The sequence below is a fragment of the Streptomyces sp. NRRL S-378 genome, assembly GCF_000720645.1.
Taxonomy (GTDB): Bacteria; Actinomycetota; Actinomycetes; order Streptomycetales; family Streptomycetaceae; genus Streptomyces.
Genome location: NZ_JOBX01000026.1, coordinates 18,976 through 36,957 on the forward strand (window position 1 = coordinate 18,976; position 17,982 = coordinate 36,957).

General features: G+C 73.7%; 15 protein-coding genes and 1 pseudogene. 6 read left to right on the forward strand and 10 right to left on the reverse strand.

Annotation, left to right across the window (positions count from 1 at the left end):
• Positions 1-167: 167 nt before the first annotated feature.
• The 7 genes from gdhA to IH80_RS0119545 form a co-directional block, all read right to left on the reverse strand.
• Positions 168-1,523 (reverse strand): NADP-specific glutamate dehydrogenase, encoded by a 1,356-nt coding sequence (gdhA, locus tag IH80_RS0119510; protein ID WP_030962041.1) that lies wholly within the window; start codon positions 1,521-1,523, stop codon positions 168-170.
• A gap of 206 nt (positions 1,524-1,729) precedes the next feature.
• Positions 1,730-2,374 carry a dihydrofolate reductase family protein gene (locus IH80_RS0119515; RefSeq protein WP_030962042.1) on the reverse strand — a complete coding sequence of 215 codons (645 nt, stop codon included), beginning with the start codon at positions 2,372-2,374 and terminating at the stop codon, positions 1,730-1,732.
• Between the two features lie 104 nt (positions 2,375-2,478).
• Entirely contained in the window at positions 2,479-4,368 is a 1,890-nt protein-coding gene (locus IH80_RS0119520; RefSeq protein ID WP_234432294.1) for an HAD-IA family hydrolase, read from the reverse strand.
• A 263-nt stretch (positions 4,369-4,631) separates the two neighbouring features.
• Positions 4,632-5,741, reverse strand: coding sequence for an ABC transporter ATP-binding protein (locus IH80_RS0119530; protein WP_051809570.1), 1,110 nt, complete (start codon positions 5,739-5,741; stop codon positions 4,632-4,634).
• Positions 5,742-5,749: 8 nt separating this feature from the next.
• The gene (locus IH80_RS0119535; protein WP_030962046.1) at positions 5,750-6,595 is read right to left on the reverse strand and encodes an ABC transporter permease; all 846 of its coding nucleotides are present in this window, start codon (positions 6,593-6,595) and stop codon (positions 5,750-5,752) included.
• Positions 6,583-7,509: an ABC transporter permease gene (locus IH80_RS0119540; RefSeq protein ID WP_030962048.1), complete on the reverse strand. Its 927-nt coding sequence runs from the start codon at positions 7,507-7,509 to the stop codon at positions 6,583-6,585. Before IH80_RS0119540 ends, IH80_RS0119535 begins: the two co-directional genes overlap by 13 nt.
• Before the next feature lie 58 nt (positions 7,510-7,567).
• The gene (locus tag IH80_RS0119545; protein ID WP_030962049.1) at positions 7,568-8,716 is read right to left on the reverse strand and encodes an ABC transporter substrate-binding protein; all 1,149 of its coding nucleotides are present in this window, start codon (positions 8,714-8,716) and stop codon (positions 7,568-7,570) included.
• Positions 8,717-8,989: 273 nt separating this feature from the next.
• Here IH80_RS0119545 and IH80_RS0119550 point away from each other — a divergent pair, with 273 nt between their 5' ends.
• The gene (locus IH80_RS0119550; protein ID WP_030962051.1) at positions 8,990-9,745 is read left to right on the forward strand and encodes a GntR family transcriptional regulator; all 756 of its coding nucleotides are present in this window, start codon (positions 8,990-8,992) and stop codon (positions 9,743-9,745) included.
• A 17-nt stretch (positions 9,746-9,762) separates the two neighbouring features.
• Here IH80_RS0119550 and IH80_RS0119555 read toward each other — a convergent pair whose 3' ends face one another.
• The gene (locus IH80_RS0119555; RefSeq protein WP_030962052.1) at positions 9,763-10,302 is read right to left on the reverse strand and encodes a DM13 domain-containing protein; all 540 of its coding nucleotides are present in this window, start codon (positions 10,300-10,302) and stop codon (positions 9,763-9,765) included.
• Between the two features lie 69 nt (positions 10,303-10,371).
• Between IH80_RS0119555 and IH80_RS0119560 the strand changes: the two genes are divergently transcribed.
• Positions 10,372-11,385: an FUSC family protein gene (locus tag IH80_RS0119560; protein ID WP_158943515.1), complete on the forward strand. Its 1,014-nt coding sequence runs from the start codon at positions 10,372-10,374 to the stop codon at positions 11,383-11,385.
• On the opposite strand, the gene IH80_RS0119565 is transcribed toward IH80_RS0119560, so the two are convergent.
• The gene (locus IH80_RS0119565; protein ID WP_030962054.1) at positions 11,357-12,607 is read right to left on the reverse strand and encodes an MFS transporter; all 1,251 of its coding nucleotides are present in this window, start codon (positions 12,605-12,607) and stop codon (positions 11,357-11,359) included. The genes IH80_RS0119560 and IH80_RS0119565 overlap by 29 nt on opposite strands.
• Before the next feature lie 496 nt (positions 12,608-13,103).
• Positions 13,104-13,685: a TetR/AcrR family transcriptional regulator gene (locus tag IH80_RS0119570; protein WP_030962056.1), complete on the reverse strand. Its 582-nt coding sequence runs from the start codon at positions 13,683-13,685 to the stop codon at positions 13,104-13,106.
• Between the two features lie 641 nt (positions 13,686-14,326).
• On the opposite strand from IH80_RS0119570, the pseudogene IH80_RS39485 reads away from it, so the two are divergent.
• From IH80_RS39485 to IH80_RS46080, 4 genes and pseudogenes are all read left to right on the forward strand, one after another.
• A pseudogene (locus IH80_RS39485) lies at positions 14,327-15,485 on the forward strand (agmatine deiminase family protein).
• Between the two features lie 33 nt (positions 15,486-15,518).
• Entirely contained in the window at positions 15,519-15,950 is a 432-nt protein-coding gene (locus IH80_RS0119580) for a VOC family protein (protein ID WP_030962058.1), read from the forward strand.
• A gap of 321 nt (positions 15,951-16,271) precedes the next feature.
• Complete coding sequence (locus IH80_RS0119585; RefSeq protein WP_030962059.1) at positions 16,272-17,066, forward strand: CAP domain-containing protein; 795 nt, start codon at positions 16,272-16,274, stop codon at positions 17,064-17,066.
• A gap of 192 nt (positions 17,067-17,258) precedes the next feature.
• Positions 17,259-17,816, forward strand: a complete 558-nt coding sequence (locus IH80_RS46080; protein ID WP_234432295.1) for a hypothetical protein — start codon at positions 17,259-17,261, stop codon at positions 17,814-17,816.
• Positions 17,817-17,982: the final 166 nt, after the last annotated feature.

Genomic DNA, 17,982 nt, shown 5'->3' on the forward strand with positions numbered 1-17,982 from the left:
CGGACGAACTTCGCTTCGGGCCACCGGACGGTGCGGTGCCCGTGGACCACCATCACTGCGAGGCAGGCCGCCGACAGGCGCCGTCGGCGCCCCGCGGGTCCGCAGCGGTCCGGGAGCCGGGCCCCGGACCGCTGCGCCGGGGGCTCCGGCGCGGCGCGGCCGTCGGGTCAGATGACGCCCTGGGCCAGCATCGCGTCCGCGACCCGCTCGAAGCCGGCGATGTTCGCGCCGGTGACGTAGTCGCCCGGGGCGCCGTACCGCTCTGCGGTCTCGTAAGCGACGGCGTGGATCGACCGCATGATGGCGGCGAGTTCTTCCTCCACCCGCTGCGCGCCCCAGGCCACCCGGCCGGCGTTCTGGCTCATCTCCAGCGCGCTGACCGCAACCCCGCCCGCGTTGGCGGCCTTGCCGGGCCCGAAGGCGACCCCGGCCTGCTGCAGGATCCGTACGGCCTCGGGCGTGGTCGGCATGTTGGCGCCTTCGGAGACCGCCTTGACCCCAGCCGCGACGAGCGTACGGGCGTCCTGCGCGTCCAGTTCGTTCTGCGTGGCGGAGGGGAAGGCGATGTCCGCCGGCACCTCCCAGACCCGCCTGCCGGGCACGAACCGCGCCGAGGCCCCGCGCCGTTCCGCGTACTGCCGCACGCGTCCGCGCTCGACCTCCTTGACCTGCTGGAGCAGGGCCAGGTCGATGCCCTTCTCGTCGACGACATAGCCCTGGGAGTCGGAGCAGGTCAGCGGGTTGGCGCCGAGCTGCTGGAGCTTCTCGATCGTGTACTGCGCGACGTTGCCGGAGCCGGAGACCACCGCCGTCAGCCCGTCCAGCGACTCGCCCCGGACCTTCAGCATCTCGGCGGCGAACAGCACGCTGCCGTAGCCGGTCGCCTGCGGCCGGATCGCGGAGCCGCCCCAGCCCTGGCCCTTGCCGGTCAGGATGCCGGCCTCCCAGCGGTTGGTGATGCGCCGGTACTGGCCGAAGAGGTAGCCGATCTCGCGGCCGCCGACGCCGATGTCCCCCGCGGGTACGTCGGTGTGCTCGCCGATGTGCCGGTGCAGCTCGGTCATGAAGGACTGGCAGAAGCGCATGACCTCGGCGTCCGACCGGCCGCGCGGGTCGAAGTCGCTGCCGCCCTTGCCGCCGCCGATCCCGAGGCCGGTCAGGGCGTTCTTGAAGATCTGCTCGAAGCCGAGGAACTTCACCACGCCGATGTCCACCGACGGGTGGAAGCGCAGGCCGCCCTTGTACGGGCCGAGGGCGCTGTTGAACTCGACGCGGTAGCCGCGGTTGACGTGGACCCGGCCCCGGTCGTCCTGCCACGGGACACGGAAGACGATCTGCCGCTCCGGCTCGGTGAGCCGCTCGACCAGGGCCGCGGCCGGGTCGGCGTACTCGGGCCGGGCGGTGAAGACGGGAGCCAGGGTCTCGAGGACCTCCCGTACCGCCTGGTGGAACTCGGGCTGCGCGGGGTTGCGGCGCTCGATTTCGGCCCGCAGTGCTTCCAGCCTGTCCTTCGAGTCCTTCACGTGTGTCCTTCCAGGAGTGCGCGGTGCGCGGACGACGGCAGGTGCGTGGTCCGCGCGGTCCGCGAATGCCGGTGGCTTCCGAGTGCAGCACGCTGCGCACACGCGCTTTTCGGAAGAGTTCTTCCGGAGGGCGGCCCCCTTCGCGGAGGCTACCCCCCGCGGTGCCGATCCGGGCAAGGCTTCTGCCCTGCGGACAAAAAAGCGCGTCAGCCGTCGCTGCCGGTCCCCCGGCCGGGTGCGCTCATGTCCCCCGTCGCGGGAACGCCGTCGGCGAGCCCGTAGCGCAGGAACACGGTGCCCTTCGAGCCGGCGGCCGGGGGTTCGAGGAGCGTGAGGCTGGTGGGCACCTCGCCCCCGTCGAACACCTTCTTCCCGACGCCGAGCACGATCGGGTGCACCCAGAGGTCGAGACGGTCGAAGAGCTTCTCGCGCAGCAGGGTCTGCACGAGGTTCAGGCTGCCGACGACCTTCACGTGCTCGTGCCGGTCGCGGATCTCGCGCACGGCGGCGGCGAGGTCCGGGCCGAGCTGCGTGGACCCGGCCCAGGACAGGTCGGGCCTGCCGCGCGAGGCCACGTACTTCGGGACGCCGTTGAAGAGGGTGGCGATCCCTTCGTCCTCGCCGCCCTGCTGGTGGGGCCAGTAGGCGGCGAAGATGTCGTAGGTCCGCCGGCCGAGCAGGAGGGCGTCCGTGCCCTCGTACGCGGCCGCGACCTGCTCCCCGGAGACCTCGTCCAGCAGCGGCGCCTGCCAGCCGCCGAACGGGAACCCCACCGGGTCCTCGTCGGGGCCGCCGGGCGCCTGCCCGACGAGGTCGAGGGTCGCGAACAGCTCGATGTGGATGAGTCCCATGACGTGCTCCAGGTGAGTCGGCGTTCTCCGTCCATGGATAGACCCGCGGGCGCCCGCGGACCCATCGCCGCGGCGGACATTCGCTCCGGTCGGTCACCGACGGGTCATGACGATCGGCCGGACGGCCTGCACGCCGGCGGGTCGAAGCGGAAGGTGGTGACCACCGCCGCGTGGTCGGAGGGCCAGTCGTTGGCCGCGACGTCGGGCCAGGGGGCGATGCGTCCCGTGGCCAGGGTGGTGGAGTCCAGGACGGTGAGGCGGTCGCCGGCGTGGAGCACGAAGTCGATGCGGTCCTGGGGTTCCGGGCGGCCGCTGCCGTCCTCGTGCCGCGGGTGGACGGGGGACCAGGTGGTTCCGGGGGCCGCCACCGGGTCAGGATGGGCCTCCCGGTAGGAGTCGCGCAGCCCGGCGCGTTCCACGGCGCGGGCGACCGGCCAGTCCACGGGGCCGTGCCCGCCGTGCAGCGGGGCCGCCCCGGCCGTCCAGTCCAGGTGGGAGGGGGCGTTGAAGTCACCGACGAGCAGGACCGGGGTACGGTCGGCCGCGGCCAGGTCCGGCGCCATCCGGGCCAGGATCTCCCCGATCTCGCGGACCCGTCCCGATTCCCTTTCGCGGTAGAACAGTTCGGGTGCGCCGAGGCCGTCGAAGCAGGCGTCGTAGGGACCGTACGGCGTGTGGTTGAGGTGGGCGGTCCACAGCACCAGCTCGTGCGGGGCGCCGTCAGGGTGCTCATCGAGGCGGATCAGGGCGCCCGCAGCCCCGTAGAAGCCGACGCCGGGGTCGCCGAGGGTCTCCACGACGGGATGGCGGCTGAGGATCGCGAGGTTCTCCCCGGCGCTGTGGTGGAACCAGCCGAGTGTGTCGGCGAGTTCGGGCGCGGCGTGCACGGCGGTCTCCTGGAGGCCGACGACGTCCACGTCGGCGGCGAGGAGCACGGCCAGTTGCTTGTCGCGGTGGTCGTCGACGGGAGCGCCGCCGAGCCACAGGTTCCAGCTCATCACCCGGACCCGGTCGAGCGCGGGCGCGTCCGCGGCCACCACGGGGATGCGGACGGTGAGGTGGGCGGTGGCGCCGTGCGCGTCGACCGCGGTGACCGTGGCGACGGCGACGGCAGTGTCCGGGCCCGCCAGCGGCGAGGGGGTGCCGCTCAGGGTGCCGTCGGCATGGACCGTGAGCCAGTCGGGGCGGTCGGCGGCGACGAACGTCACGGGACGGGCCGCGCCGCGGACGAGACCCGAGACGCGGGCGGTGAAGGGCCGCCCGGCGCGGGCGCGGCGGGTCGTGAGCCCGGGGACGAGGAACCGCGGCGCCGGTGCGTCGGCGACCAGTGCCCGCAGCCGGTCGGGGGTGGCTTCCTCCAGGGTGCCCAGCACCGTACGGCCCGGGGCCGGGTCGATCCGGACGGCGGACGGTACGGCGAGGACCTGGCAACCGGCGGCTTCTGCGGAGGCGACGCCGGTGGGGGTGTCCTCGACGGCCACGCAGGCGGCGGGCAGGACCCGCAGGGCGCGGCAGGCCGCGAGGTAGGGGTCGGGGTGGGGCTTGGTGAGGGCGGTGTCGTCGGCCGTGACGGTGACCGTGAAACCGCCGTGACCGGCCTCCGCGAGGGCGGCCACGACGGTCTCCGCGACCTCCCGCGGGGAGGCGGTGACGAGCGCGGTGGGGACGCCCTCGTCACGCAGCGCGCCGAGCAGGGCCAGCGCGCCGGGCAGGGGTACGACCCGGGTGCGGACCCGCTCGGCGAAGGCCCGGTGCAGTGCGGCGGCGATCCCGGCGGCGGGTGCGCCGCTCCGGGCGGCGAGGACGCCGGCGGTGTGCGCCACGGGCCGGCCGAGCACGTCGGGCCGGTCGGCCTCGGCAAGGACGTACCCGAGCCGCTCGGCCGCCTCGGCCACGGTGTCCCACCAGAGCTGTTCGGTGTCGACGAGGGTGCCGTCCATGTCGAAGAGGACGGCTTGCAGCGTCGGCGGGGCGGGCGTGTGCGTGGACGTCACGAACGGTGTCTCTTTCCGGTGCGGGAGGGTGGGAAGGGGGCCGGACGGCCGGCGGTACGGGCGGATCGGGGCGGTGGTGGGTCGGTACCCGCGCGGGACGGGCAGGGCGCGGGACGGCCGGCGGCCGCCGACGGCGTCGTTCCGCCCGCCGGTCGCCGCGGCGCCGGGCATCCGCGGGGACACGCGCGGGCACGGACGCGATCGCGGGCGGCACGGCGGCCGTGACCCCGTGCCGTCCGCGCGGCCCCGCCGCGGCCCCGGCGTCAGCTCGCGCGCGGAGCGACCAGGACCGGGCGGTCCGGCAGGGACAGACGGACGGGCGCACCCACAGCCAGCCGCCCCGCGTCGTGGGCGGGGACGTCGGCCTTGACCCGGGTGCCGTCGGCCAGGGCGACGGTCACGCGCACGGCGGCGCCCAGGAAGGAGGTGCCGAGGACCCGGCCCTCCCCGTCCTCGGCGGCTGCGACGCCGAGCGACTCCGGCCGGACGAGGACGTCTACATCGGCTCCGCCCCCGGTGCTCGGCGGGGCGCCGTCGACGGCGAGGTGCCGGCCCAGGACCGAGACGGTCGCGTCGGAGGCCCGCAGCCGGCCCGGGATGCGGCTCATGGTGCCCACGAACTCCGCGACGAAGGCCGTGGCGGGGCGGGCGTAGAGCTCGGCCGGGGCGGCGCATTGCTCCAGACGGCCGGCGCGCATGACCGCCACGCGGTCGGCCATGGAGAGCGCCTCCTCCTGGTCGTGGGTGATGAACAGGGTGGTGATGCCGAGCTCCTGCTGGAGGCGGCGGATCTCCTCGCGCAGGGTCAGGCGCACCTTGGCGTCGAGGGCGGACAGCGGCTCGTCCAGGAGCAGGACCCGCGGTCGCAGGGCGAGGGCACGGGCCAGGGCGACGCGCTGCTGCTGACCGCCGGAGAGCTGGTGGGGGTAGCGGTCGCCCTTGTCGGCGAGGCCTACGAGTTCGAGCAGTTCCGCGGCACGGGAGCGCCGCTCGGCGGTCCGGACCCGGCGCATCCGCAGTCCGAAGGCGATGTTGTCGAGGGCGTTCAGGTGCGGGAAGAGGCTGTAGGACTGGAAGACCATGCCGGCGTCGCGGCGGTGGGCGGGGACCGCGGTGACGTCCTCGCCGTCGACGAGGATCTCGCCCGAGTCGGGGTGTTCGAAGCCGGCCAGCATGCGCAGGGCGGTGGTCTTGCCGCAGCCCGACGGGCCGAGCAGGGCGAGGAGTTCGCCGGGGCGCACGGTCAGGTCGAGTCCGTCGAGGGCGGTGGTGGTGCCGAAGGACCGGCGCAGGCCGCGCAGTTCGACGGTGGCCGCGTCGGGCGGTGCGGGCGTGCCGTTCGCGGTCGGCGTCGCGGGTGCGGTGAGGCTCATGGGGTCCCTCATTTGCGGTCGGTGGTCGAGGAGGGGGTGGGGCGGCCGCCGAGGCCAGCGAGGAGAAGGAGCAGCAGCCAGGTGACCAGCAGGCTCATGACGGAGACGGCCACGGACATCTGCGCCTGCGAGCCGCTGATGTTGACGATCCAGACGGCGAACGGCCGGAAGCCGAGGAGCTGGGCGGTGGTGAACTCGCCGAGGACCAGGGCGAAGGTGAGGAAGGATGCGCTCAGGAGGGCACCGCGCAGGTTCGGCAGGACGGCGCGCAGCAGGGCGTGCGGAAGGCTCGCGCCGCAGGAGCGGGCCGCCTCGACGAGCGTGCGGACGTCGATGGCGCGCAGTCCCGCATCCAGGGCCCGGTATACGAACGGCAGCGCCATCACGGCGTGGGCGAGGACCAGGACGAGGGGGAAGTCCGGGTTCTGGACGGCGACGAAGGTCTGGAAGAGCGGGGTGCGGGAGAGGTGTTCGGGTCCCCACTTCAGGACGGTCCCGATGCCGGCGACGAAGGCAATGGGCGGGACGACCAGCGGAGCGGCGCACACGATCTCGACGACGGGCCGCAGCTTCGGCGCGCCCAGCCGCAGCGCCACCGTGGCGGGGACCATGAGCAGCAGGACGACCGCGATGGTGGCGGCGGCGAGTCCGAGGGAGAGCAGCAGGCTGGGCAGGAAGCCCTCGGTGTCCAGGATGCGGGTGTAGGCGTCGAGGTCGATGCCCTGGCCGGGCACGTCGACGGTGAAGACGACGGAGGCGGCGAGCGGCATCAGGAAGTACAGGGCCGCGGCGGCGAGGACGAGGGCGCGCCAGGGGGCGGTGCCCCGGGCCGGGCGGGCGGTCAGGCGAGCCATCGGGCGCTCCGTCGTTGCAGGGGCAGGTAGACCGCCATCACCAGGCCCGCGACGAGGACCATGTCGAGACTGAGGGCGAGGGCCACGTTCTCCTGTCCGATGAGCACGTTGCCGGAGATCGCGTCGGCGATCTGGAGCGTGACCAGCGGGACCGAGCTGCCGACCATGGCCGCGGCGGTGGCGTACGCGGCGAAGGCGCTGCCGAAGAGGAGCACGAGTCCGCCGAGGAGGGAGGGGGCGAGAACGGGCAGGGCGACGTGCTGCCAGTACTGGCGGTGGGTGGCGCCGTTGTTCCGGGCGGCCTCCCGCCACTGGGTGCGCAGCCCGTCCAGGGCGGGCGTGATCGTGAGGACCATGAGGGGGACGAGGAAGTAGAGGTAGACGAGGACAAGGCCCCAGAAGCTGTAGAGGCTCCAGCCGGTGTCGGTCAGCCCGAGCTCGCGGGTGAGGACGCCGGAGTTGCCGAGGGTGGCGACGAAGGCGAAGGCGAGGGGGACGCCGCCGAAGTTGGCGAGGACGCCGGAGGCGGTCAGCACGGCCTCGCGCAGGGACCGCAGCGGGGAGGTGACGACGGCCTGGGCGAGGAGGAGGCCGAGGACGGCGGCCAGGACCGCTGAGGTGGCGGACAGTTTCACGCTGCCGACGAGGGCGGTGAGGTAGGCGCCCTGCCAGGAGGCGGTCAGGTTGCCGAGGCCGTACGAGGCGGCGCCGGTGACCGGGTCCTCGACCGTGAAGGCGCCGTCGAGCATGGCGGCGGCGGGCAGGCCGAAGGCGACCGCGGTGAACAGCAGCAGGGGGACGACGGCGAGGGCGCCGGAGCGGCGGGCCCGCCGCCCGGTCCGGGCGGCGGGGGCGGCCGGGGCCGCCGGGGCGGCGGCCCCGGGTGACGCGGCAGCCGTGCGGGGTGTGGTCATGTCGGTGGTCATGAAGTCGTGTCGAGGTCGGTGTCGGTACCGGTGGCCGGGCCGGCGGTCAGCCGGCGACCGCCTTGCCCCAGCTCTGGGCGAGGACGCCCTTGGCCTTGGTCTGCTGGGCCTCCGTGGGGAAGGCCGGAGTGCCGCTGACCTGGGGGAGCTTGGCGGCGGCGGCCTTGTCGAGGGTGCCTGCGCCTTCCATCGCGGCCATGAGCACCGGGCGGGCGTACCCCTTGAGCCACAGGTTCTGGCCCTCGGCGCTGTAGAGCCACTCCTGCCAGAGCCGGGCGGCCGCGGGGTGCGGGGCGTCCTTGTTGATGGCCTGGGCGTAGTACTGCGCGTACTTGCCGTCCTCGGGGACGGCGACCTTCCAGTCGACGCCCTTGCCCTTGAACTGGTCGGCGTATCCGGCGTTGAGGTAGTCCCAGTCGATGCTGATGGGCGTCTCGCCCTTCTCGACGGTGGCCGGGGTGGACTCGACGGGCGTGTAGTTGCCGTTCTTCTTCAGCTGCCCGAAGAAGTCGATGCCGGGCTGGATGTCGTCGAGGGAGCCGCCGCCTGCGAGTGCTGCCGCGTAGACGCCACCGAAGGCCGAGCCGGACTTGGTGGGATTGCCGTTGAGGGCGACCTGGCCCTTGTACTCGGGCTTGAGGAGGTCCTTGAAGGTCGTGGGGCAGTTCTTGACCCGGCTCGCGTCGCAGCCGATGGAGATGTAGCCGCCGTAATCGTTGTACCAGCGGGCCTGGTCGTCCCGCTGCGCCGAGGGGATGTCGCCGTAGGAAGCGACCTTGTACGGGGCGAAGAGGCCCTGCTGGGCACCGCTGACGGCGAAGGAGGTGCCGAGGTCGAGGACGTCGGGGGCGCGGTCCTGGCCCTTGCGGCTGGTGACGGCGTTGATCTCGTCCTGGCTGCTGCCGTCGGGGTTCTCCACCTCGACCTTGATCCCGTACTTCTGGGTGAAGCCGTCGATGAGGGCGCCGTAGTTGGCCCAGTCGCGGGGCAGGGCCATCGCGTGCAGGACGCCCTCCTTCTTGGCGGCCTCGACGAGGGCCTCCATCCCGCCGAAGTCCGCCGCGGAGGTCGCGGTGGCGGCGTCCTTGCCGGTGGCGGTCTTGTTGTCGGCCTTCTCGGGAGCGGCGCCGCAGGCGGTGAGGGTGAGGGCGGCGACGACGGCGAGGCAGCCGGCGAGGGAGGCGTTTCTCGGCAGGGACACGGTCTCTCCTGGGAGGTTGTACGGGGAAGGCGCGGGGAGGTGGAGCGGTACGGCGGACCCGGCGGGCGCGATGCCAACTTGTCTGAACAAGTCGGCCTCAGTAGGCCCGGCATCCATGACCTTCCGGTGAACGGAAAGCGACGGATTCCGGCCAATAGCCTGGACACTCTCCCCTCGTTTCGGTCCGAGCGCCCCTGCGCATAGGCTGTAAGCGCCAAACACACTGCGCACACTCGGCGTTCACGACGAGGGACGGGAGCACCACCGATGACGGCCCGGCACGAGGAGATCGCCGAGGAACTGCGCCGGGCGATCGACCGCGAGGAGTATGCGGTGGGGGCGCTCCTGCCCGCGGAGACCGAGCTGGCGGCGCGCTTCGGGGTCTCCCGCGGCACCGTCCGCCAGGCCGTGTCCGCCCTGACCGCCGAGGGCTTGATCGGGTCCCGGCAGGGCGCCCGGCGCGTGGTACTGGCCAGCCGGCGCAGCCAGAGCTTCGCCGAGCTGCGCAGCTTCGCCCAGTGGGCCGCGGCGATGGGCCGCACGGCGACGGGCCGGGTGGTGTCGTCGGAGTACCGGCCGGCCACCGACCGGGACGCCATGTGGCTCCACGTGGAGCCGGGCGCCCGCGTGCTGCACGTCCTGCGCGTGCGCGGGCTGGACGGCGAACCGGTCCTGCTGGAGCGCACGGTGTACGCCGGCTGGATCGCCCCCGCCGTCGAAGACATCGAGCCGGACTGCCCGTCGGTGACGCAGCGTCTGCTGGACGACACGGGGCTGGTGTTCGCGTACGGGGAGCACCTCATCGACGCGGTCGCCGCCGGGGCCCGCGACGCCGAACTCCTCGAAGTCCGGCGGACCAGCCCGCTGTTGCGGGTGCGCCGCATGACCACCACGCGGGACGGCCGGCCGGTCGAATGGTCCGACGACCGCTACCGCTCGGACGCGGTGGGCTTCAGTGTCCACAACTCGATCGGCAGCAACGCCCTGGCGCGCCGCACGGGCCCGGCGCTCACCGGCACCTGAGCGCTGCCGCCTCCGGTTCAGGCGGGGGTGAGGGCGGCCGCGCCGAAGGAGACGTCGAAGCGGTCGCACCAGATGCTGACGCTGCTGTAGTCGGACAGGCTCACGTCCGCCGGGATCGGATAGTTCTGATCCCCCTTGTTGCCCTTGAGCTCGCCCAGGCTGACGTGCTTGCCGTCGTCGAAGACGCGCCAGCCCGCCACGCCCTCCTTCACCGGGGCATCGGTCAGCCACACCCTCAGATCCGGTCCGTTGCTGGTGTCCAGCCCCTCCAGGCGCAGGAAGCGAGAGCCGTCCTGCGCCTGGATGATCTTCACCTCGCCCCTGGTGGTGTGCTCGTGGCTGATGAGGTCGCCCGTGGCGAGCGTCCGGAGCGCGGCGGGCCCGGCGGAACCCGAGGGCCGCACGCCCGGCGCCGTAGTGGGCGGGGCCTCGCGCACCGTCTGCTCCTGCCACAGCTTCCACGGCTCGAACCAGTACAGCCCCGCACCCACCAGTACGGCCACCACGGCCGCCGCGGCGATCAGCAGCGGCCGGCGCCGCCCGTCCTCACGTCCCACGTCGCACTCCTCGGTCGTTCGACACGCGGTTCGGCCGGCTACAGGACGGCGAACCCTACGATGCCTGTTATGCCCGGTACGACCGCCAGTGATCCGCATGTCCCGTCCGCCGGCTCAAGGCTCCGGTCCGGCGCCCGCCTGGTGGTCTGCGCCGCGGTGCCCTGGTACCTCTGTCTGTGGTGGGGCACGAGCACGGCGCCCGTGCCCGCCGCCCTGCCGGCCGTGCTGATCCTCCGTGAGGACGTGTACGCCGCGCCGCGCCTGGCGTGGGAACGCCTCGCGGGCGTCTTCGTGGGCGTGCTGCTCAGCACGCTCCTGCTGGACCGGCTGCCGCCCTCGTCGCTGACCTTCCTCGCCGTGCTGGTCTGCGGGTGCGCCGGCACGTACCTGCTGGGCCGGCCGGGATCCCCCAACCAGCAGGTCCTGATCACCGCGCTGATGATCTACGCCACCGCCCTCCCGGGGTATCCGCTGGCGCGCCTGGCGGAGACGCTGGCCGGCATCGCCGTGGTGATGCTGCTCGGACCGCTGCTGTGGCCGCCGGACCCGTACCGGTCGGCCGCGGCGGGCCTCGACGCCTACCGGGCCGGAGTCGGGCGCCTCCTCGACGGGGTGGCCGGCCGGCTCGCCCGCGGCGGGCCGCCCGCCGCTCCGGATCCGCTGGCCGAGGGGGAGCAGCTGTGGATGCGGCCGCAGGCCTGCCGCGCCGCCTTCGACCGGGCCGTCCGGCGCCGGCGGACCCGGACGCCGCCCGCCGGGCTCGACGGGCGGCTGGGACTGGCCGTCAGGAGCGCCGTCACCCTGCAGTGCTTCACGCAGGAACTCCGGGAGCGGGCCCGCGGCCCCGGCCCGGCGCCGGCCCCCGATTCCGCGCTGCGTGACATCGCCCCGCTGGTCCGGGCCACCGCCCTGGCCCTGGACGCCGCCCTGCGCGGGGACGAGTTCGCCGCCGAGCTCGACCGGGCCCGCGGTCTCGACCTCGCCCACCGCTCGGCCCACCCCACCCGGCACGACGCGGTCCTGCGGACGGGTCTGCACCTGACCCACGAGGCCCTCAGCGACCACCGCGCGACCCACCCCTGAGGGCGGTGCGGTCCGCCGGGACCGACCGCGGCAGCAGCAGCGGGGTGGCCATGGCGAGGGCCCCGGCGATCGCGATCGCGGTGCGCGGTCCGGTGACGGCGGCCAGCAGTCCCCACAGGGCGGTCAGCGCGGCGATGGCGGCCCTGCCGGAGACCGACCAGGCCAGCAGGGTGCGTGCGGCCCGGTCCGCGGGGGTCCGCTCGAGCCGGCAGGTGGCCAGCACCGGGTTGAAGACGCCCATGCAGGTGATGATCCCGAACTCGACGGCCATGACGAGGACCAGCCCGGCCGTGCCGGGGCCGACGAAGGCCAGCCACGGCAGCCAGCACACGCGCAGCGTCCCCGCGGTGAGCAGGACCCGGTGCTGCCCGAACCGGGCGACGAGCCTCGGCGCCAGGCGCGAGCCGAACAGGCCACCCACGCACGGCGCGGCGAAGGCGAGTCCGTACTGCCACGGCGCGAAGCCGAGAGGTCCGAGCATGAGCACGGCCAGCAGGGGCGAGGTCGCCATGATCAGACCGCTGACCAGGACGGTGTTGAGGAACAGCGGGCGCAGCACGGAATCACCCAGGATGTAGCGCCAGCCTGCGAACAGATCGCCCGACCGCAGCCGGCGCGGCGCTCCGGCGGGCGCGGGGCGCGGCGCCGGCCGGCCGATCGCGCGGATCCCCGCGGCCGAGAGCAGGTGGCTGACCGCGTTGGCGAGGACGGTCGCCATCGGCCCGAACGCGGCGATCGCGACGCCGCCGAGCGGCGGTCCGAGCAGGGTGGCGGTCCACGTCGTGGATTCGAACCGGCCGTTCGCGACGAGCAGGTCCTGGGGCGGCACGAGTTCCTTCAGACAGGCGCCGCCGGCCGCGGTGAAGGCGATGCCGGCCGCGCCGACCACGACCGAGACGACCGCGAGGTGGGCGAAGGTGAGCCCGCCGAGCGCGTACGCCGCCGGCACGCTCGTCAGCGCCGCGAACCGGGCCAGGTCCATGGCGATCATCACCGGCTGCTTGGGGCGGGACTCCACCCACGGGCCGAGCGGCAGCGCCAGCACCGCGCCGACGGCGGGCCCCACGGCCGCCAGCGCCGACACCGCGGTCGTCCCGGCGTGCAGGACGAGGATCGCGATGAGCGGGAACGCGTCGAAGGCGAGCCAGGTGCCGAGCGTGCTGACGGCGTACGAGGTCCACAGCCACCCGAACCGCCGGCCCAGCGACCGCCCGCCGACCACGATCCGCCCACCCCGATCTCCGTACGGGCGGCACCGCGCCGCCAGGGGGATCCAAGCGAGCGGGGGCTCGCGGGTCAACCCGCAAGGCCATCGGTCCCGCCGGGTGCGGCGCGCCGATGGCCCCGTCCGCGCGGTGCAGGGGGCGGGTTACGGCACCGGCTGCTGCTGGGCGATGCAGTGGATACCGCCGCCGCCGGTGCCGAGGCGGTCGATGTCGAGCTGCTAGACCACGCGGTCGAGCTGCTCGACCACGCGGCCGGGCGCAGCCCCGCCGCGACGACGGCGATCCCGCCCAGGAGCAGGCTGCCGCCTGGCGTTGGAGCTTCGCGACGATGTCCATGCGCTGCTCGGTCGGGTAGGCGGCCACGGGTGCCGGACGGCTCTGACTTCACCTCCCTGACGTTGACTGAAAATTCAGTCCGTAGGGAGCACTGAAAAGCTGCAGGCCATCCCGGGGTGGGGTCGGGCCCCGCCCCGGGGGCCGTCCAACGGGTGGTCAGCCCTGGCGCAGGCCGGCCAGTTCGGCGTCGATGGCGCCGCTCATGAGCTCCCGCGCGTGACCGATCCTGATGCCGCCGCTGAGCCAGCGCATGCTGAGCCCTTCGAGCAGCGCGGTGAGCCGTTCCGCGGCGGCGGCCAGCGACGACGCGGGGGCCATCGGGTGGACCTGGCCGAGCAGCGCGGCGACCTCCTGGACCCACACCAGGGTGGCCCTGGCCAGGTCCTCGCGCAGGACCTCGTCGAAGACGGCGCTCGCCCGCAGTTCACCCCAGGCCGAGCTGTTCTCCCGTACTTCCACGGTGTCCTGGAGCTCCAGGAGCAGGGTCTCCTCCAGCTCCTCCCGGGGGGTGAGCGGCGGGGCGTCCGGGTCGCGGTCCGCGGTGTAGCGCTCGGCCCGGTCGTTGATGAACTCCAGGGTCTGGCGCAGGACCCCCGTGCGGTCCTTGAAGTGGTAGTAGATCAGGGCGGTGGACACGCCCGCCTCGGCCGCGAGTTCCTCCACGCGCAGCCCGCGGACCCCTCGCCGGGCGATCACCCGGGCGGCCGCTTCCAGGATCTGAGTGCTGCGAGACGCCATGGACCGCACCTTACCGGGGCGTTCGGGTGCGGACGTCCGCGGCCCGTGGCGGGGCCCGGCCAGCACCGCGGGGGCGGGCTGGGCTCCGGGATGGCGCTCGGACATGCGGGCCCGCGGCAGCTGCTGGAGCGGACCCTGCTGCTGGAGTTCCAGGACCTGCCCGAAGTGCGCGAGAAGCACGGCCTGGGGCGAGCTGCGGGCCCACTCGGTCTTCGACCCGCCACTGCGCGAGGAACTCGCCGCCGCGGGTGCGGCCTGGGCCGCGGAGACCGCGGGCCACCTCGCCGAGCTCTGCCCGGCGCCGTCACCGCGGCCGCGGAGCGGCTGACGGCCCTGCTGGAGGGGGTCGGCGTCCGCTGGCTCAGCGGCCTGATCCCCCTCCGGCACGCCCGCGACCTGGTGCGCGACGCCATCGGAGTGGGAACGGGCCGACCGGGTTCCCCTCGTCCGCGCATTGACTGAATTTTCAGTCAGTGCCACAGTGGCGACACGAGGCCGCCTCACTTCTCCCTGCAGAGCGGCCGTTCGCGGAGCGGAGCGCGCACTCTTGTCCGTAGGGCCCGGCTTGTCGGCCTATGTGACACCTCGCGCCCGCCCTGGCCGGATGCACCCCTTCCGCCAGCCCACGATCGGAGTTCCCCGTGTCCTTCCTTCCCCCCACCCGCCGGACCGTCCTTCGCGCCCTCGCCGGAATCGGCGCGATCGTCGCCGGCGCCCCGGCCTGCGGCCCGTCCGCCGTCGGAGCGAAGCCGGAGGCCACGAAGGGGTCCGCCCCCGCGGCCGACGGGCGCCGCCTCGGGGCCGAGTGGGAGAGCCACACCCGCACCTTCATGGCCTGGCCGGCCCTGGCCGCCGGGGTGTGGGAGGAGGACCTGCGCCACGTGCGCGACGACATCGCGCGGATCGCCCGGGCGGTCGGTCAGCACGAGCCCGTCGTCATGATGGCGCGGCCCGACCAGGTGGCGGCGGCCCAGCGGGCCTGCGGCAATGACGTCGAGGTCATCCCGCTGGCGGTGGACGACCTGTGGGCCCGTGACACCGTCCCCGTCTTCGTCGAGGAGGGCGGGAAGGTCGTCGGCGTCGACTTCAACTTCAACGGATGGGGCAACAAGCAGGAGCACAAGAACGACGGAGTGGTCGCCCGGACCGTGCTCCAGAAGTACGGGATCCCCCGGGTCCAGGCCCCGCTGGTCGCCGAGGGCGGCTCGTTCGAGACGGACGGCGAGGGCACCCTGCTGGTCACCGACAGCTCGCTCGTCAACGACAACCGCAACCGGGGCAAGAGCCGGGACGCGATCGAGGCGGAGCTCAAGCAGACCCTGGCCGTCCAGAAGGTCGTCTGGCTGGCCGGCGTACGCGGGGAGGACATCACCGACGCCCACGTGGACAGCCTCGTGCGGTTCACCGCCCCCGGCGTCGTGCTGCTGGACCGCGCCCACCCCAGCACTCCGGCCGACTCCTGGTCCCGCTCCGCCGACCAGGCGAAGTCCGTCCTGTCGAAGGCGACGGACGCCCGCGGCCGGCGTTTCGAGATCATCGACCTCCCGCAGCCCGACCTGAACAGGACCACGGGCGAAGGCGACGACTTCGTGTCGACCTACGCCAACTTCTACATCGCCAACGATGCCGTCTTCATGCCCAAGTTCGGCGACCGGCAAGGCCGACGACCGGGCCCGCGGCATCCTCCAGGAGCACTTCCCCGAGCGGGACGTCGTGCCGGTCGCCATCGACACCATCGCCTCGGGCGGCGGCGGCATCCACTGCTCGACCCACGACCAGCCGGGCAAGCCCGCCGCCTGAGCGGATCCGCCGCCCGGCCGTTACGGTGGCGGTATGGAACAGCGGATCAGCCTGGTCACCCTGGGGGTCGCCGACCTCGCCCGCGCCAAGAGCTTCTACACGGCCCTCGGCTGGCGCGGCACCGAGGTCGAGGAGACGGTCTTCCACCAGGCGGGCGGCCTGGCCCTGGTCCTCTGGGACCGCGGGAAACTGGCCGCGGACTGCGGTCTTCCCGACGCGCCGCCGGCCGGCTTCGGCGGCATCGCCCTCGCCCACAACGTACGCACCGACGCCGAGGTGGACGCCGTCCTCGACGCGGCAGCGGCGGCCGGCGGCACCGTCACCCGGCCGGCCGCCGTCAACGCGATCGGATTCTACTCGGGCGTCTTCACCGACCCCGACGGCCACGCATGGGAGATCGCCCACAACCCCGGTTTCACCCTGACCGAGGACGGCTCCCTCGTCCTGCCCGACTTCGGGGGTTAGCAGAAAGAGCGGAGCGGGCAGGGAATCACGTACGCGTCCCGGGACGGCAACACCGGCCCCGGGGCGCGTTCTTGTGCCGCCCTGCGGACGTCACCGGACGCCGCCCGCGGCCCCTCGTCTCCGCGGCGCACCTTCACGGCGACGGTCACCTCCCCTGACACCAAGCCGAGTTGGGGCGATTGCCCGACTCGTCCCTGTGTTGATCCTGCGGGCTTCCTTAAGGGAACTTGAAGAACGCCTCCAGGGGGATCTTTTCGCTGGTCACCGGCCTAGGCTCAGGCGGACTCCCCTCCTCCCCTTCTCTTGCGAGGTGTTACCGGCATGAGCCGCAGCCGAACTCCCGAAACGCAGACCCGCGTCGAGGCCCGACGGAAGAAGACGATGCGCACGCGCATCGTGCTGTCCGTCACCACGGCCGCCGCGGTGGTGGCGGTGGGGGTCGCGGTGGCCGACTCCGGCGATGACGCGCCTACCGACCGGCGTACCGACGCCGCCGGAACGTCCTCCGGGGCGGCGACTCCCACCCCCGACGCCGCCTCGCCCAGCACCGACGCCACGGCCACCGCGAGCGCCAGTGCGTCCCCGACGCCCGACGCCTCCGCCTCCGCGTCCGCGTCCGCCACCCCCACGGACCCCGCGACGGCGCAGGACGCCGAGACCAAGTCGGAGTCCTCCCCCGCCACGAAGCCCACGCGCAAGCCCGCCCCCACCACGGGCGGCGGCACCGTCAACGGCGACGCCGAGTCCGCCGTGCTGGCCCTGGTCAACAAGGAGCGGGCGGCCGCCGGGTGCGGCCCCGTGACCTCCAACGCCAAGCTGAGCGCCGCCGCACGCGGGTACAGCGACACCATGGCCCGCGCCGGCGTCATGTCGCACACCGGGCCGGACGGGTCCACCATGACCAGCCGGGTGGAGGCCGCCGGCTACAAGTGGTCCAACCTGGGCGAGAACATAGCCCGCGGGCAGGCCGACGCGGACGCCGTCATGAAGGCGTGGATGAACAGCTCCGGCCACCGCGCCAACATCCTCAACTGCGCCTTCAAGGAGATCGGCATCGGCGTCCACAAGGGCGACGGCGGCCCGTGGTGGACGCAGAACTTCGGCGCCCCGAGGTAACCGCCTCCCGCACGACGGACTTACCGGGCGAACGCCCCTGCCCCCCCCCTGAACCACCCCCCACAGCCACGTCCTCCCACCCGCACCCGGGTGGGAGGACGTCGGCGTTCGCCCGCTGCCCCGCACACCGGTCCGGGCCTTTTCAGAGGGAGCCGGTGACAGACCGGCCGGAACGTCGGACACTATGGGGCCGTGCCCCGAACTCCGCGCTACCTGCTCATATGGCTGTCCTGCACGGCCGCCAGCGTGACCGCCGTGCTCGCGACGGTCCAGTTCGTGGTCGGCACGACCCGGCATACACCGCCGGTCGCACGGTCCGCCCCGACGGTCATCGACACGCCTCCCGCCTGGCAGGCGGGCAGCCCGCCCGCGGACACACCGTCCCCGACCGCGTCCGCCAGCGCCTCGCCCACGGCCTCGCAGAGCCCCTCCCCCACGACGGCCGCCCCCACCCCCGTCAAGGCGACGTCGGGCGCGCCCAGGACCCCCGCCCCGAGGAAGGTCGACTGCGAGGAGGGCGGGGCGGGCCTGTACACCGTCCCCGCACAGGGCGGAAAGGTGACGGTGCGGTACGGGAGCCGGGGCGTGTGCCTGATCTCCGCGGTCCCCAGCCGCGGCTTCAAGACCACCACGTCGCAGACCTCGGACAGCACCCTCACGGTCACGTTCACCAGCGCCGACCACCGGTCGGTCATCACCGCGACGATCGATCCGAGCGCGAAGGCCAGCGTGCGCGAATCCTCCTTCTGAGGGCCCGGCCGGCCGTCGCGGGCGTTCTGTCCCGCTCGAACCTCTCGCCCCTCTCGCCCCTTTCACGGCGATCGCCACCTTGTGGGAGCCCGTGGGCCTGGGCCCGGCAAAGCGGAAGGTGAGCTCTTCCTTAGGGCAAGCTCAAGATCGCCCCGACGGGGTTCCG

Excerpts from the sequence above, each read along its gene's own strand:
- IH80_RS0119540 (WP_030962048.1), bottom strand. The coding sequence starts at position 7,509 with ATGACCACACCCCGCACGGCTGCCGCGTCACCCGGGGCCGCCGCCCCG.
- IH80_RS0119530 (WP_051809570.1), bottom strand. The coding sequence starts at position 5,741 with ATGAGCCTCACCGCACCCGCGACGCCGACCGCGAACGGCACGCCCGCA.
- IH80_RS0119550 (WP_030962051.1), top strand. The coding sequence starts at position 8,990 with ATGACGGCCCGGCACGAGGAGATCGCCGAGGAACTGCGCCGGGCGATC.
- IH80_RS0119585 (WP_030962059.1), top strand. The coding sequence starts at position 16,272 with ATGAGCCGCAGCCGAACTCCCGAAACGCAGACCCGCGTCGAGGCCCGA.
- IH80_RS0119580 (WP_030962058.1), top strand. The coding sequence starts at position 15,519 with ATGGAACAGCGGATCAGCCTGGTCACCCTGGGGGTCGCCGACCTCGCC.
- IH80_RS0119515 (WP_030962042.1), bottom strand. The coding sequence starts at position 2,374 with ATGGGACTCATCCACATCGAGCTGTTCGCGACCCTCGACCTCGTCGGG.
- IH80_RS0119560 (WP_158943515.1), top strand. The coding sequence starts at position 10,372 with ATGCCCGGTACGACCGCCAGTGATCCGCATGTCCCGTCCGCCGGCTCA.
- IH80_RS0119535 (WP_030962046.1), bottom strand. The coding sequence starts at position 6,595 with ATGGCTCGCCTGACCGCCCGCCCGGCCCGGGGCACCGCCCCCTGGCGC.
- IH80_RS0119570 (WP_030962056.1), bottom strand. The coding sequence starts at position 13,685 with ATGGCGTCTCGCAGCACTCAGATCCTGGAAGCGGCCGCCCGGGTGATC.